Origin of the sequence: Chryseobacterium vrystaatense, assembly GCF_000737765.1 — a bacterium.
Taxonomy (GTDB): Bacteria; Bacteroidota; Bacteroidia; order Flavobacteriales; family Weeksellaceae; genus Chryseobacterium; species Chryseobacterium vrystaatense.
In genome coordinates this window covers 298,120-310,969 of the sequence record NZ_JPRI01000004.1, presented here as the reverse complement: position 1 = coordinate 310,969, position 12,850 = coordinate 298,120, and the positions used below count along the sequence as shown (strand labels likewise).

The window sequence follows — 12,850 nt, the reverse complement described above, 5'->3', positions numbered from 1 at the left end:
GTTTATTCATGAAGCTTTCGAAAAGGTTTTTCCTGGAAACTAAAATCTTGAGCTATTCAACGCTTGGAATTATCATTTTGGTTATTTTAAGTGTTTGGCTTTCAGGAGAAAGTTCTCACAGGTCTTTATTTCAGAATTCTATCTTATCAACATCTATTTTAGCAGGTATATTCTTCATGTTTATCAGTTCTGGACTGTATTACGGGCTAAAGCTTAAAGACAATGTAGGAAGTATTTTAAACAGAAAAAAATTAAAAACTTTTTCGGATAATTCTCCAGGTTTTAATACCCTTGAATTTGATGCTGATGTAGGAGAGGGCTGTTTCAGTATTTTAATCTCCATTGTATTATGGGTGCTATTTTCAGTAGTGATCATTTTCGGGCTGTACTTTTTGGGTGTTTTCTTCTGGGCAGGAATTTTGTTATTGACAGCCATGTTGTACTGGATTTTTTTCCGGGCTTTAAGGCTGGTATTTAAAAATTCAGGAAAATGTAAAGGAAATTTACTGAAAAGTCTTACTTTCGGATTGTTTTATTCTTTTCTGTACATCTCCTGGATCTACGGAATTATCTTTTTAGCGAATTATATAAATTCATAACTTATAATTTTAATAATAAATGAAAATCATAGCTGTTATTCCTGCACGTTACGAAGCAAGCAGATTTCCTGCAAAGCTGATGCAGATGCTGGGTGAAAAAACAGTCATCACGACTACCTACAGAAATGTTGCTGAAACAGGACTCTTTGATGAAGTATTTGTCGCTACGGATTCAGAAATTATTTTTGATGAAATTGTTGAAAACGGAGGAAAAGCCGTCATGACCGGGCAGCATGAAACCGGAAGTGACCGCATTGCGGAGGCTGTACAGGACATCGATTGTGATATTGTGATCAATGTACAGGGAGATGAACCTTTTCTTAAATTAGAGCCCTTAAAACAGCTTATCGGCGTTTTCCGAGAAGATGAGAATCAGGAAATTTCACTGGCATCATTAAAAATAAAACTGACAGAAAAAGAAGAAATAGAAAATCCAAATAATGTAAAAGTAATAACAGATAACAACGGATTTGCTCTTTATTTTAGCCGTTCTGTAATTCCTTTTCACAGAGAGATTTCTTATGATGTCAGCTATTTTAAACACATTGGAGTCTATGCTTTCAGAAAACATGCCTTGCTTCAATTTTCAAAACTGGAAATGAAACCTCTGGAAATATCAGAAAAGATCGAATGCATCCGTTATCTTGAATATGGGATGAAGATCAAACTGATAGAGACAAACTTCATCGGAGTAGGGATTGACACACCGGAAGATTTGGAAAAAGCCCGGAAATTAATTTGAAAATGAAAAGCATAGAGCAATTAGATAAATTATCCTTCTGTCTTTTCGCTTTCTTTGCTTTTTCGCCCAATTCCCCCTATATTTGAATTTATAAATAAGATTAATGAAGAAATTACTTTTGCTATTCGTGCTTATATTCTCTCAATTATCTTTTGCTCAGACCGCAAAAGAAATTATAGACAAAAATATAGAACTGTCTGGAGGATTAACGAATTGGAAACTCTTAAATTCAGTATTGCTGCAGGGAAAAGTGATCTTAGGAATTAAAGATGAATATCCTATAAAAATTTACCAGCAGCGTCCCAATCTTACGAAAACTCTGATCAGCATTAGTGGTAAAGAAACGGCGATTGAGGGTTTTGATGGCAATAAAGGATATGCAATGAATTATGCAGCCAATAAACTTCAGGTATATCCGGAATATGTTCCCGAAAGCTTCGACAACGACTTTATTGAGTGGGAGAATAAGGGATTTGATGCGAAATATCTTGGGAAAGAAAAAGTAGGAGAGATCTATTGTCATAAAGTGGAACTGACCAAAAATGTTAATAAAAACATTTATTTTTTTGATGTAAAAACATATATGTTATTAAAAGAGGTTAAAAAAGATGAAACACTCGTATATTCGGATTATAAAAAAGTAGGAAATCTTGTGATGTCTTTCAGGATAGAATCTTCAAGTTCTAAAAAAGATGGAGATTATGTGATGATCCTGAACAGAATTGATGTCAATAAAGTATTTCCGGCCAATATTTTTAAGTTTTAATGAATAGGATAGAAGCCTAGTGGAACGCTTGACGTTTCATTACATTATAAATAACTTTGGCAAAACTGCCAATTAAAATTGATAAGAATGAAAAATATTTTCATCTGGCTGCTTTCTTTAGTAGCACTTTTACAGAGTTGTACCAATCAGAAAAGTGAAATTTCTCAAGCTAAAACCAAAGAACTTATGGGAAAAACGATATATGACTATAAAGTTGAAAGCCTTGATGGTAAGGAAATCAACTTTGCTGATTTTAAAGGAAAAAAAATCCTTATTGTTAACACAGCATCAGAGTGTGGATTTACGCCACAGTATGCAGATCTGGAGAAAGTGTATGAAGAATATAAAGACAAATTGGTCATTGTAGGTTTTCCAGCCAATAATTTCGGAGGACAGGAACCTGGAACCAATACAGAGATCGGGGCTTTCTGCCAGAAAAATTATGGTGTAACATTTCCACTGGCTGCAAAAGTATCAGTAAAGGGAGATGATACGGCTCCTATTTTCAAATATTTAACGGAAAAAGATCTAAACGGAGTAAAAAATACAACGATTCTTTGGAACTTTACCAAATTCCTTATTGATGAAAACGGAAAGCTTGTTGATACTTTTGTAAGTACGACAAAACCTACTGACGAGGCTATTACAAAATATCTGAAGTAAGAATAAAAATTATAAAATAACGTTTCAACTCCGCTCAGCAAGACAGTTCAACAATACAAACAGTATTAGAAATGTCATGCTGAACGGAGTTGAAGCATTTTACAGCTGACCTGTATTATTCTCAAAGTATTTCAGATAAAAAATATATTTTTACAGAGTGGATGGATGTCTTTATCCACTTTTTTTATGACTATATTTTTAAAACAACATTGACTTATGAAAAAAATAATTTTTGGGCTTTGCATTCTTGCTTCCTTTATGATGGGGTTTGCTTTTAAGTCAGCTACAGAAAAGGGTTCTGATAATCTGAAAAAGGTAACGGGAATCGGTGGTATTTTCTTCAAATGTAAGGATCCTAAAAAAATGAGAGATTGGTATAAAGATCATCTTGGTCTTAATACCAATGAATACGGAGCCGTATTTGAGTGGTATCAGGGTGCCGATAATTCTAAAAAAGGATTTAGTCAGTGGAGCCCTTTTAGTGAAAAAACAAAATATTTTCAGCCTTCAGAAAAAGATTTCATGATCAATTATCGTGTACAGAATCTTGAAAAACTGGTAGAACAACTTAAAAAAGAAAATGTTACCATTGTTGATAAGATAGAGACTTATGAATACGGAAAATTCGTACACATTATGGATGTAGAAGGAAATAAGGTAGAGCTTTGGGAGCCTGATGATGTTGAATATGAAAAATTAGGAAGTAGTATGGGCAGCAAAACCACCAAATAAAAGGTCAACTATTCATTAGTCTTCTCCGCAAAACAGAAAATATTTCCCAGCTTGATACTGGAGTATCCATTACTTTTTATTTTCGATGAATTGATCATTGCTTTAGCTAAAATATCGGTAGGCAAAGGTTTTTGACTTTCCAGTAATCCAAGTTTATTGGCAAATTTTATAATTCTGCTGCCTAAAACTTCTCCGGTTCTTTCAGAGTCTTTTCTTTCGAGCATTCCGGGTTTAAAAATAGTGATTTTAGTGAAATGGAGCTGTTTTACAGCTTCTTCCAGCTCTCCTTTCATTTTGGAATAAAAAATCTTCGAGGTGGGATCTGCTCCATAAGAAGAAACCAGAATATAGTCATCCACTTCATTTTCTTTAGCAGCTTTGGCAAATTGATACTGATAATCAAAATCTACTTTTCTTTGAGCCTCTTTGCTTCCGGCATCTTTTAAGGTAGTTCCTAAGCATGAAAAGGCTACATCTCCTTTTACTTTGTCTTTCCATTCATCAGGATTCTCAAAATTAACCACATGTACTTTCAGCTTATCGTTCTGGACAGCTACAGGCTTTCTGACAAAGATATCTACTTCATCAAATTCATTATCATTAAGCAGTTGCTTAACCAAATCCTTTCCTGTAGCGCCAGTTGCGCCAATTACCAAAGCTTTCATAGTCGTTGTGATTTGTATAGATTGTATTTTCTTTCTTAAATTTACTACATTTGAAATTAATATCAATGATCATTAATCACTTATCATTTATAAAAATTCATGGATGCTAACGAAATTTTAGACTATTGCCTTGCAAAAAAGGGAGTTACAGAAACTTTTCCTTTCGATAATGAAACCCTTGTTATGAAAGTAGGAACAAAAATGTTTTTGCTCATGGGGCTGGGAAGACAGCCACTGGGAATTAATGTAAAGACGGATCCTGAGTGGAGCGCAGAACTCCGTGAACAGCATCCGCAAATCACTGGAGCATTTCATATGAACAAGACCCATTGGAATTCAGTGCTGATGGACGGTCTGAAAAGAGATCTGATTTTTAAATTAATCGATCACTCTTATGAATTGGTTTTTAATTCATTAACGAAAAAAGCCAGGGAGGAGATTGTAAACAGTTAGAATTGAAATTCCTGAGTAAGCCTCTTATCTTCATCCAATCTTTCGATAAGCTTTTCAAGACCTTCGAATTTTATTTCATCATGGAGAAAGTCTCTGAATCTTACTGTGATTTTTTCACCATAAATATCATCATCGAAATCAAGGATATAGACTTCAACCGTTAATTTTTCACCGTTTACTGTAGGGTTGGTACCAATGCTCAGCATCCCTTTGTACTGCTTGCCTTTTACTACAGTATCTACAATATAGGCTCCTTTTTTTGGTAAAAGTTTGATGGATTCTGTATCAATATTGGCTGTCGGATAGCCAATTGTTCTTCCAATCTTCTTTCCGTGAACTACAGTTCCTGAAACAGAGTAGGAGTAGCCAAGCATTTCATTGGCCTCTTTAATATTCCCTGTCAGTAGGGCATTACGGACTTTCGTAGAGCTGATGTTATTCTCGTGAATATTAATAGCTTCCATCTGCTCTACATCGAAATCAAGTTCTTTGGAAAGCTTTTGAAGAAGCTCAAAATTGCCGCTTTTATTTTTTCCGAACGAATGATCATAGCCTATAATAAGGTATTTTACGTTCAGTTTATCAATAAGGATCTGTCTTACAAATTCTTCTCCGGTAAGATTTCTGAATTCTTCATCAAATTCTTTGAGAAACAAATGATCAATGCTGTATTTTTCAATCAGATCTTTCTTCTCGTCTACCGTATTAAGAAGTTTCAGATCTTCATTCGGATTAAAAACAAACCTTGGATGAGGCCAAAAAGTAAGGATAGCTGTTTCCAGATTATTCTCTGTACCTACTTTGATCAGTTCATCGATGATACTTTTGTGCCCGAGATGTACTCCGTCAAACATTCCTAAAGACAATGCTAAAGGCTTTTGAGAGGAATAATCTTTAAAATTCTTGAAAACTTTCAAAACGGAAAAATTTGAATGCAAATATAAAACCTTTATTTTGAATAGGACGAGTTTTGAGGTATCGATTCGGTGATGTGATTATATAGTAATTAATGAACAGGCTAATTAGATGATCGGTTAATTTTTGAAATGCCGGAAAATCAGGGGCTCAACAAATATTCAAGTTTACATATAAGCTTTATTTTCTAATAACACTCCATAATTTGAGCCCAAAATCGTGAATCTCGCATCCCGAACCGAAATCTTCCAAAAAGTATGATAAAAATCTTTTTTTTACCAATTGTAGGTTTATGAAGAATCATTATATTTGCACCAAGAAAAAATTTAGCAATGGCAAACCAAATTAAAGGTAAAATTTCTCAAATTATTGGTCCGGTAATCGACGTTGTCTTCACAGATGTGGAAGCAATTCCAAGTATTTATGACGCGTTAGAAATTACAAAAGGCAACGGTGAAAAAGTAGTCCTGGAAGTAGAGCAACATATAGGTGAAGATACAGTAAGATGTATCGCAATGGATGCTACAGATGGTCTTCAGAGAGGTCAGGAAGTGATCGGATACGGAAATCCTATTACAATGCCAATCGGTGACGCTGTAAACGGAAGACTATTCAACGTTGTTGGGGATGCTATCGATGGACTTCAAAATATTTCTAAAGAAGGTGGTCTTCCAATTCACAGACCAGCTCCAAAATTTGATCAACTTTCAACTTCTGCAGAAGTTTTATTCACAGGTATTAAAGTAATCGACCTTATCGAACCTTACGCAAAAGGAGGTAAGATTGGATTGTTCGGTGGTGCCGGTGTAGGTAAAACAGTATTGATCCAGGAGTTGATTAACAATATTGCAAAAGGACACGGAGGTCTTTCAGTTTTTGCCGGAGTAGGTGAAAGAACGAGAGAAGGAAATGACCTTTTGAGAGAGATGCTTGAATCAGGAATTATCAAATATGGTGATGATTTCATGCACTCTATGGAAAACGGAGGTTGGGATCTTTCTAAAGTAGACCTAGAAGCTATGAAAGAATCTAAAGCTGCATTCGTTTTCGGACAGATGAACGAGCCGCCAGGAGCAAGAGCTAGAGTAGCACTTTCTGGTCTTACATTAGCTGAGTACTACAGAGATGGTGGTGAAAGCGGACAAGGTAGAGACGTACTTTTCTTCGTAGACAACATCTTCCGTTTTACACAGGCTGGTTCTGAGGTATCTGCACTTCTTGGACGTATGCCTTCTGCGGTAGGTTACCAACCAACTCTTGCTTCTGAGATGGGAGCGATGCAGGAAAGAATTACTTCAACTAAAAATGGTTCAATTACTTCAGTACAGGCGGTTTACGTACCTGCGGATGACTTAACTGACCCGGCTCCTGCAACGACGTTTGCTCACTTGGATGCAACGACGGTATTGGATAGAAAAATTGCTTCATTAGGTATTTACCCAGCAGTAGATCCATTGGCTTCTACGTCAAGAATCCTTGCTCCGGAAATCATCGGTGAAGAACATTATAACTGTGCTCAGAGAGTAAAAGAAATTCTTCAGAGATACAAAGCTCTTCAGGATATCATCGCTATTCTTGGTATGGAAGAACTTTCTGAAGAAGATAAGTCAGTAGTTTACCGTGCTAGAAAAGTTCAGAGATTCTTATCTCAGCCTTTCCACGTAGCTGAACAGTTTACAGGTATTCCAGGTTCATTGGTTGATATCAAAGATACGATTAAAGGATTTACAATGATTATGGATGGTGAATTAGACCATTTACCAGAAGCTGCTTTCAACTTGAAAGGAACTATCGAAGAAGCTATTGAAGCAGGACAAAAAATGTTAGCTGAAAACGCATAACTAGAATAAATAGAACAAAGAAAAAAGAGTAAAGACCATGCGTCCCTCTTTTTTCTTTTCTCTTTTCTCTTTAATCTAAGAAATATGAATATAAAAATTTTAACACCAGAGTACGTAGTTTTTGAAGGAGAGGTAGACTCTGTATTGTTGCCTGGAAAGAATGGTGAATTTCACATCATGAAAAACCACGCAGGAATCGTTTCTTCTTTGATCGGAGGTAAGGTAAAGCTTTTTACAAGTTCAGTTGGAGAAGCTTATGCTAAAAACTTTACTAAAGAAACTGAGAAAGACTCTGTTTTTTCTTATCCTATCAAAAGCGGTGTTGTAGAATTTAATCATGATAAAGGAATCATCCTTTGCGAATAATTAAATGAAAAGCTAAATATATTTTCAAGAAAGTGTAACTTTGGTTACACTTTTTTTATGTTGTGTAAAAGTCTGATTTTATGAAGAAAAGTATAATCACATTCTTTACCATTCTGGGAATCTTCTGTAATGCCCAGAATTTCAAAACCAAAAGAGGAATTGTAAGCCTGGATGGAATTCATGTTGCCAAGATCGCAAACAAACACAATATCTATACTTTTATGGATCTCAATGAGACACCCATGTATACCGTTGAGTTTATAGATAAAAGCGTAGTAGATTCTGTAAGAGACAGTTATATAAAACTAAACAGGGTTTATAACAGAGACAAAACGATAGAGCTGGACTATATATCACCATCAGCATTTTCGGGTGAAGAAAAATCAGCGGTCTATACATCTATAAAAGGTCTAAAAATCATTGATAACAAAGGAATCAATATCAAAAATCTTGATGAAGTTTTCAAAAATATACCCAAAAGAAAACTCGATACCAAAACAAAAGAGGCCTATACTACAAGAAGTAAAATTGATAAACTGAATATTGAAGTCAATAAAGTAGGAGAGATCATCAGCAACGGTGTACCTGTTGGATACTTTACCAATCTTCCGGTAAGTTTCGGTTCAGATGATACGATTACCGACAAAACTTTTCTCGATATAGAAATATATGATGCTAAAAGCAAGTATATTGGGAAATATATTACTACAACCAAACAAATCAAAACAGCTAACGGAAAAATCTTTACCCTCTACAGGGAAATGTCCGGGAGAGCATCACTTTTGAAATTTCCAACTTATAAATCCATTGCAGAACGGATAGCTATTATGGATCCGAGTTTTATTAAGGTTCAGGAGAAAGTGATAGTAGGTCCGGTTTTGAAAGACAGTGGTGACAGCAAAAATTAAAGGCTCACAAAATACCCAAAGGCTTATTTTGGGGATTTTTCCATCAAAAAGGTGAAAAGATTACAGACTTAAAATGACACCATTGTCCCTAAGCTGCTGTATAGGTTTTGAAAACCAAAACAATTCAAAATCTTCAAAATCTTCTTCAAATTGATTCTTAAGTTGTTGAGCTGTAATCTTTTTTGGATTTTCTATGGAATTTTCTTCCAGTACTTTCATCAGCCACTCTGCTTTATTCTGCTCCAAATCGATCTTTATTATGTTCGTTTTTAAGTGGAATGTAAGAAGCGTATATGGACCAGAGTATTTCTTTTTATTTTTTACGCGATTCTCAGCGATTACGTTTTTGGTTAAAAATACAACTTTTGAGTTACCCTTAAAATTGAATGATGGATCATCCAGAAGACAGTCGTGAATATAGTCAGGGTGAACAGCCGGCCTTGGAATTTTGAAGTCAAACCATTCCTGAAGCGGAAATTCAAAATTGATTCCATGCATATAGTTGAAAAGAGATTTTTTCAATCCGAAACTGAATTTACTGTGATCGATTCCGGTTTTGTCGGTAAAATCAATATCGTTGTTCGCAAACAGAATTTCTTCCTTTACAGGAGTTACTCCGAATTCTTCCGGATTGATTCCAACAGGTGAATGAGCTGTCATCGCAAACTGATGCCAGAATCCACTTTGAAGAATTCCCATTTCAAACATCTGTCTTACCATTTCTAAAGAATCTACTGTTTCCTGAATAGTCTGAGTCGGATAGCCATACATCAAATAGGCATGAACCATAATTCCAGCTTCCGTAAAATTCCTTGTCACTCTGGCAACCTGTTCTACTGAAACTCCCTTATCAATTAATTGTAACAAACGATCGCTGGCCACTTCAAGTCCTCCGGAAACAGCAACACATCCTGAAAGCTTCAAGAGATAACATAAATCACGGGTAAAACTTTTTTCAAATCTGATATTGGTCCACCAGGTAACGACCAGATTTCTTCGGAGAATTTCCAATGCGACCTCCCTCATCAATGCGGGTGGTGCTGCTTCATCTACAAAATGGAATCCTGTTTCACCTGTTGTTCTGATCAGTTCTTCCATTCTGTCCACCAGAATTTTTGCAGAAATAGGTTCGTAGATTTTGATATAATCTAAAGAAATATCGCAGAAAGTACATTTCCCCCAATAGCAGCCATGAGCCATCGTGAGTTTATTCCACCTCCCATCGCTCCATAAACTGTGCATTGGATTAGCAATCTCAATTACTGAAATATACTCATCCAGTTTTAGATCTGTATAATCCGGTGTACCAATGTCGGCCTGTTTATAATCGTGTTTCTTAGAGTTATTTTTATAAGTAACCTTTTGGTTCTCAATCAAAAATGTCCTTTTGTATTCTGTTTCAGGTGAAGGATTTAATACACTGTTGCAAAGAAGTTCAAGAGGAACCTCACCATCATCAAGTGTAATAAAATCAAAAAATTCGAAGACCCTCTGGTCTTTTACTTCCCTTAATTCTGTATTCGGGAAACCTCCTCCCATTGCCGTTTTAATGTGAGGATAATTCTTTTTAATAAATTGAGCACATTTGAAACCGGCGTATAAATTTCCGGGAAATGGCACCGAAAAGCAGACCAACTTTGGCTGGACTGATTCTAATTTTTCTCTGAGTATTTCTAATGTGAAATTATCAATAAATGTCTGATCATCAGATAATTTAGAATATAATTCATCAAAAGAATTGGCGCTTTTTCCAAGACGTTCCGCATACCTGCTGAATCCAAAATCCGAATCAATATTTTCAATGATATAATCAGAAATATCCTCTAAATATAACGTAGCAAGATGCTTTGCCTTATCCTGAAGCCCCATGTTTCCGAATGCAAAATCCATATCATCCAGCTGATTGAAACGGGAAGCTTCGGGAAGGAAATTCATACTGCAGATCTGCCTTGCAAGGGTAGGCGTTTTGCCCTGAAGAAATGGAATAACCTGATCTATCGTCTTCAGGTATTCTTCACGAAGCGCATAAATTCGCTGTGAATTTTCAGAGATTTCCTGAAGATTGATTTCTGTTTCAAAAATTTTACGGATCCCGTTTTTGGAGAATAACTCCAAAATAACATCAAGTCCCAGATCGATCTGATAGCTGGAAATATTTTTGGTATTCAAAAAGCCTTTTATATAAGCTGTTGCAGGATAAGGAGTATTGAGCTGGGTAAAAGGCGGAGTGATGAGAAGCAGATCTTTCAACAGGAAAATTTTCAAATTTATTTACATTCAATCATAATTTAAGAATTTGAATTTCAGTTGTTTAGTAACAAAATGTATCAAAAATTCTTTTCAAAGATTGCGGCAACAAAGATAGTCAATTTGTAGTGTATGCTGCAAATATAGACATGAATTATAAAAATACCGATCGGGTAATGACTTCTTATTTTTATTTATATGAATAAAGATTCAGGTTGATGGATATTGATATAATTCAAAAATGCATCTTCATCAAAGAATCCGTTTTCATCAAGTATTTCAGGATTCAGAACAGACGCTTCATTTCCATTTTCCAGGGCTGTATTTTCAACAAACCTTCCTGATTTTCCTTTTATTGTATTATGGAAGCTCATCAGATATCTGGAATATATTTTACTCTCAGAAACTGTATACTGACCGTTTTCTGCAATAAGAGAAGTATACATATTTCCCGCGCTATAGGTTTGATGATCATTACCAGATGCACTAAACAATACCGTACAGAAAATATTTCCTGAACAATATAATGAACCGTTGACGATGATATTTTTGGCTTTTATATCCCCGGTTACAATAAGTGTAACATAGTCTTCAATGAAAAGATTCCCGGTTAGATTAATATCATTTTCAATAAGTATAACGATATATCCATCACCTTGTTCGGTAACCACATCCAAAGACGTTGTGCTTTCATTTTCCATAAGCATGATCTCGGGTTCGTCATCGTCACTGTCCCTATTAAAAGCAGCTTCTTTTATTTTTTCTGCTGTTTCCTGATCCAGCATATCCAGAAACTCTGTAAAGCTGTCTTCATCAGGATCATCTTCGTTATTGAACATAAATTCCAACTCCGGTTCAATAGCAGTATATAATACTTCCGAAACCTTCATTATCTGATCAGTTAATTGTGCTCTTGTTAGTTTCTGAATTTTTTTCATTGGTGTTAATCATCAAATAATACATATTTCTCCGTTCACTAATCTGAGCGGATAGTCATACAAAGATATACCTAAAAGGGATTAATTTTGGAATTCTTACAATATTAAACTTAGTAAATTAGATGGAGGGATTGATACTATGGTGCCGTCCCTATATTAAAAATAGATCATAGAAAAGATGAAAGCTATGGAGCCACAGTTTTTGAACTGTTGGTAAAAACAGGGAGACAATTAAAATACGGACTTTTCATGAATTTACAATTCAGTTTTTTTTGATATATTGTGATGGGATTGATCAGTATAAAGAAACACATACAGTAGAAATGTCAAAAGAAACAGCATCACTTATCAGTTACTTTAGAAGTTATATTCCTCTTTCCAAAGAGGAGATTGAAGTATTAAATGAAAGGGTAACGGAAAGACGAATAAAGAGAAAGCAGTTTATCCTGCAGGAAAATGAGGTATGCCAGTATTATACTTTTGTAGTCTCCGGATGTCTCAAAATGTTTAGCATAGATCATGATGGAGTAGAGCATAATCTTCAGTTTGCCTCAGAAAGCGACTGGATCGTTGATATAGACAGTTTCCACAATAAAAAGCCAAGCAAGCTATATATTGTAGCTCTGGAAAATTCTGTTGTTCTGCAAATCGAGAAGACTGACCTTTGGTACTTATATACCTACTATCCGAAATTTGACAGGAACTTCAGAGTCATTATAGAACATAAATTTATAGAACTTCAGAACCGTATACTTCAGAATATAAGTGCTTCAGGAGATGAAAAATATGAATTTTTCCTGAAACAGTACCCACAGCTGGCGAACCGTCTTTCTAATACACAAATCGCTTCATACCTGGGGATTACTCCTCAATTCCTTAGTAAAATCCGTGCTAAAAGAATAAAGGATTAGTCCGTTTTATGAAACTATATTAAGAATTCATCTTACCAAATGTCAAGATGTTTTCTTAAACTTGTTTATCGGTTTTTCATCCATTTCTGTCCTAATTTTGACCC

The 12,850-nt window shown here is 35.2% G+C and carries 14 protein-coding genes; 10 read left to right on the top strand and 4 right to left on the bottom strand.

Annotated features, from left to right (window positions below):
- The first annotated feature begins 8 nt into the window (after nt 1–8).
- From IW16_RS13460 to IW16_RS13440, 5 genes are all read left to right on the top strand, one after another.
- Nucleotides 9–599 carry a hypothetical protein gene (locus IW16_RS13460; RefSeq protein WP_034745051.1) on the top strand — a complete coding sequence of 197 codons (591 nt, stop codon included), beginning with the start codon at nt 9–11 and terminating at the stop codon, nt 597–599.
- A gap of 19 nt (nt 600–618) precedes the next feature.
- Nucleotides 619–1,341, top strand: a complete 723-nt coding sequence (gene kdsB, locus IW16_RS13455) for a 3-deoxy-manno-octulosonate cytidylyltransferase (protein ID WP_034745048.1) — start codon at nt 619–621, stop codon at nt 1,339–1,341.
- A gap of 103 nt (nt 1,342–1,444) precedes the next feature.
- Entirely contained in the window at nt 1,445–2,107 is a 663-nt protein-coding gene (locus IW16_RS13450; RefSeq protein ID WP_034745046.1) for a hypothetical protein, read from the top strand.
- An 87-nt stretch (nt 2,108–2,194) separates the two neighbouring features.
- Entirely contained in the window at nt 2,195–2,770 is a 576-nt protein-coding gene (locus IW16_RS13445) for a glutathione peroxidase (protein ID WP_034745044.1), read from the top strand.
- 216 nt (nt 2,771–2,986) lie between these two features.
- Entirely contained in the window at nt 2,987–3,502 is a 516-nt protein-coding gene (locus tag IW16_RS13440) for a VOC family protein (RefSeq protein WP_316931925.1), read from the top strand.
- 8 nt (nt 3,503–3,510) lie between these two features.
- Here the strand turns inward: IW16_RS13440 and IW16_RS13435 are convergent, their stop codons facing one another.
- Nucleotides 3,511–4,167 carry an NAD(P)H-binding protein gene (locus IW16_RS13435; RefSeq protein WP_034745043.1) on the bottom strand — a complete coding sequence of 219 codons (657 nt, stop codon included), beginning with the start codon at nt 4,165–4,167 and terminating at the stop codon, nt 3,511–3,513.
- A 99-nt stretch (nt 4,168–4,266) separates the two neighbouring features.
- Here IW16_RS13435 and IW16_RS13430 point away from each other — a divergent pair, with 99 nt between their 5' ends.
- Nucleotides 4,267–4,620 (top strand): MmcQ/YjbR family DNA-binding protein, encoded by a 354-nt coding sequence (locus tag IW16_RS13430; RefSeq protein WP_034745041.1) that lies wholly within the window; start codon nt 4,267–4,269, stop codon nt 4,618–4,620.
- Here IW16_RS13430 and IW16_RS13425 read toward each other — a convergent pair.
- Nucleotides 4,617–5,537, bottom strand: coding sequence for a bifunctional riboflavin kinase/FAD synthetase (locus IW16_RS13425; protein ID WP_034745039.1), 921 nt, complete (start codon nt 5,535–5,537; stop codon nt 4,617–4,619). The two genes, IW16_RS13430 and IW16_RS13425, sit on opposite strands and share 4 nt — an antisense overlap.
- 330 nt (nt 5,538–5,867) lie before the next feature.
- Between IW16_RS13425 and atpD the strand changes: the two genes are divergently transcribed.
- From atpD to IW16_RS13410, 3 genes are all read left to right on the top strand, one after another.
- Nucleotides 5,868–7,376, top strand: coding sequence for a F0F1 ATP synthase subunit beta (gene atpD, locus IW16_RS13420; RefSeq protein ID WP_034745036.1), 1,509 nt, complete (start codon nt 5,868–5,870; stop codon nt 7,374–7,376).
- A gap of 84 nt (nt 7,377–7,460) precedes the next feature.
- Complete coding sequence (locus tag IW16_RS13415; protein WP_034745034.1) at nt 7,461–7,742, top strand: FoF1 ATP synthase subunit delta/epsilon; 282 nt, start codon at nt 7,461–7,463, stop codon at nt 7,740–7,742.
- An 80-nt stretch (nt 7,743–7,822) separates the two neighbouring features.
- Entirely contained in the window at nt 7,823–8,650 is an 828-nt protein-coding gene (locus IW16_RS13410) for a hypothetical protein (RefSeq protein WP_034745032.1), read from the top strand.
- Nucleotides 8,651–8,710: 60 nt separating this feature from the next.
- On the opposite strand, the gene IW16_RS13405 is transcribed toward IW16_RS13410, so the two are convergent.
- Nucleotides 8,711–10,900, bottom strand: coding sequence for a B12-binding domain-containing radical SAM protein (locus tag IW16_RS13405; RefSeq protein WP_034745362.1), 2,190 nt, complete (start codon nt 10,898–10,900; stop codon nt 8,711–8,713).
- A 191-nt stretch (nt 10,901–11,091) separates the two neighbouring features.
- Nucleotides 11,092–11,835 carry a bactofilin family protein gene (locus IW16_RS13400; protein ID WP_034745031.1) on the bottom strand — a complete coding sequence of 248 codons (744 nt, stop codon included), beginning with the start codon at nt 11,833–11,835 and terminating at the stop codon, nt 11,092–11,094.
- A 323-nt stretch (nt 11,836–12,158) separates the two neighbouring features.
- Between IW16_RS13400 and IW16_RS13395 the strand changes: the two genes are divergently transcribed.
- A complete protein-coding gene (locus IW16_RS13395) occupies nt 12,159–12,746 on the top strand; it encodes a Crp/Fnr family transcriptional regulator (RefSeq protein WP_034745359.1) in 588 nt (195 codons plus the stop codon).
- The last annotated feature ends 104 nt before the right edge of the window (nt 12,747–12,850 follow it).

What these genes read in the sequence shown, in the direction of transcription:
- IW16_RS13460 (WP_034745051.1), top strand. Translation starts at nt 9, where the DNA reads ATGAAGCTTTCGAAAAGGTTTTTCCTGGAAACTAAAATCTTGAGCTAT.
- kdsB (WP_034745048.1), top strand. Translation starts at nt 619, where the DNA reads ATGAAAATCATAGCTGTTATTCCTGCACGTTACGAAGCAAGCAGATTT.
- IW16_RS13450 (WP_034745046.1), top strand. Translation starts at nt 1,445, where the DNA reads ATGAAGAAATTACTTTTGCTATTCGTGCTTATATTCTCTCAATTATCT.
- IW16_RS13445 (WP_034745044.1), top strand. Translation starts at nt 2,195, where the DNA reads ATGAAAAATATTTTCATCTGGCTGCTTTCTTTAGTAGCACTTTTACAG.
- IW16_RS13440 (WP_316931925.1), top strand. Translation starts at nt 2,987, where the DNA reads ATGAAAAAAATAATTTTTGGGCTTTGCATTCTTGCTTCCTTTATGATG.
- IW16_RS13435 (WP_034745043.1), bottom strand. Translation starts at nt 4,167, where the DNA reads ATGAAAGCTTTGGTAATTGGCGCAACTGGCGCTACAGGAAAGGATTTG.
- IW16_RS13430 (WP_034745041.1), top strand. Translation starts at nt 4,267, where the DNA reads ATGGATGCTAACGAAATTTTAGACTATTGCCTTGCAAAAAAGGGAGTT.
- atpD (WP_034745036.1), top strand. Translation starts at nt 5,868, where the DNA reads ATGGCAAACCAAATTAAAGGTAAAATTTCTCAAATTATTGGTCCGGTA.
- IW16_RS13415 (WP_034745034.1), top strand. Translation starts at nt 7,461, where the DNA reads ATGAATATAAAAATTTTAACACCAGAGTACGTAGTTTTTGAAGGAGAG.
- IW16_RS13410 (WP_034745032.1), top strand. Translation starts at nt 7,823, where the DNA reads ATGAAGAAAAGTATAATCACATTCTTTACCATTCTGGGAATCTTCTGT.
- IW16_RS13400 (WP_034745031.1), bottom strand. Translation starts at nt 11,835, where the DNA reads ATGAAAAAAATTCAGAAACTAACAAGAGCACAATTAACTGATCAGATA.
- IW16_RS13395 (WP_034745359.1), top strand. Translation starts at nt 12,159, where the DNA reads ATGTCAAAAGAAACAGCATCACTTATCAGTTACTTTAGAAGTTATATT.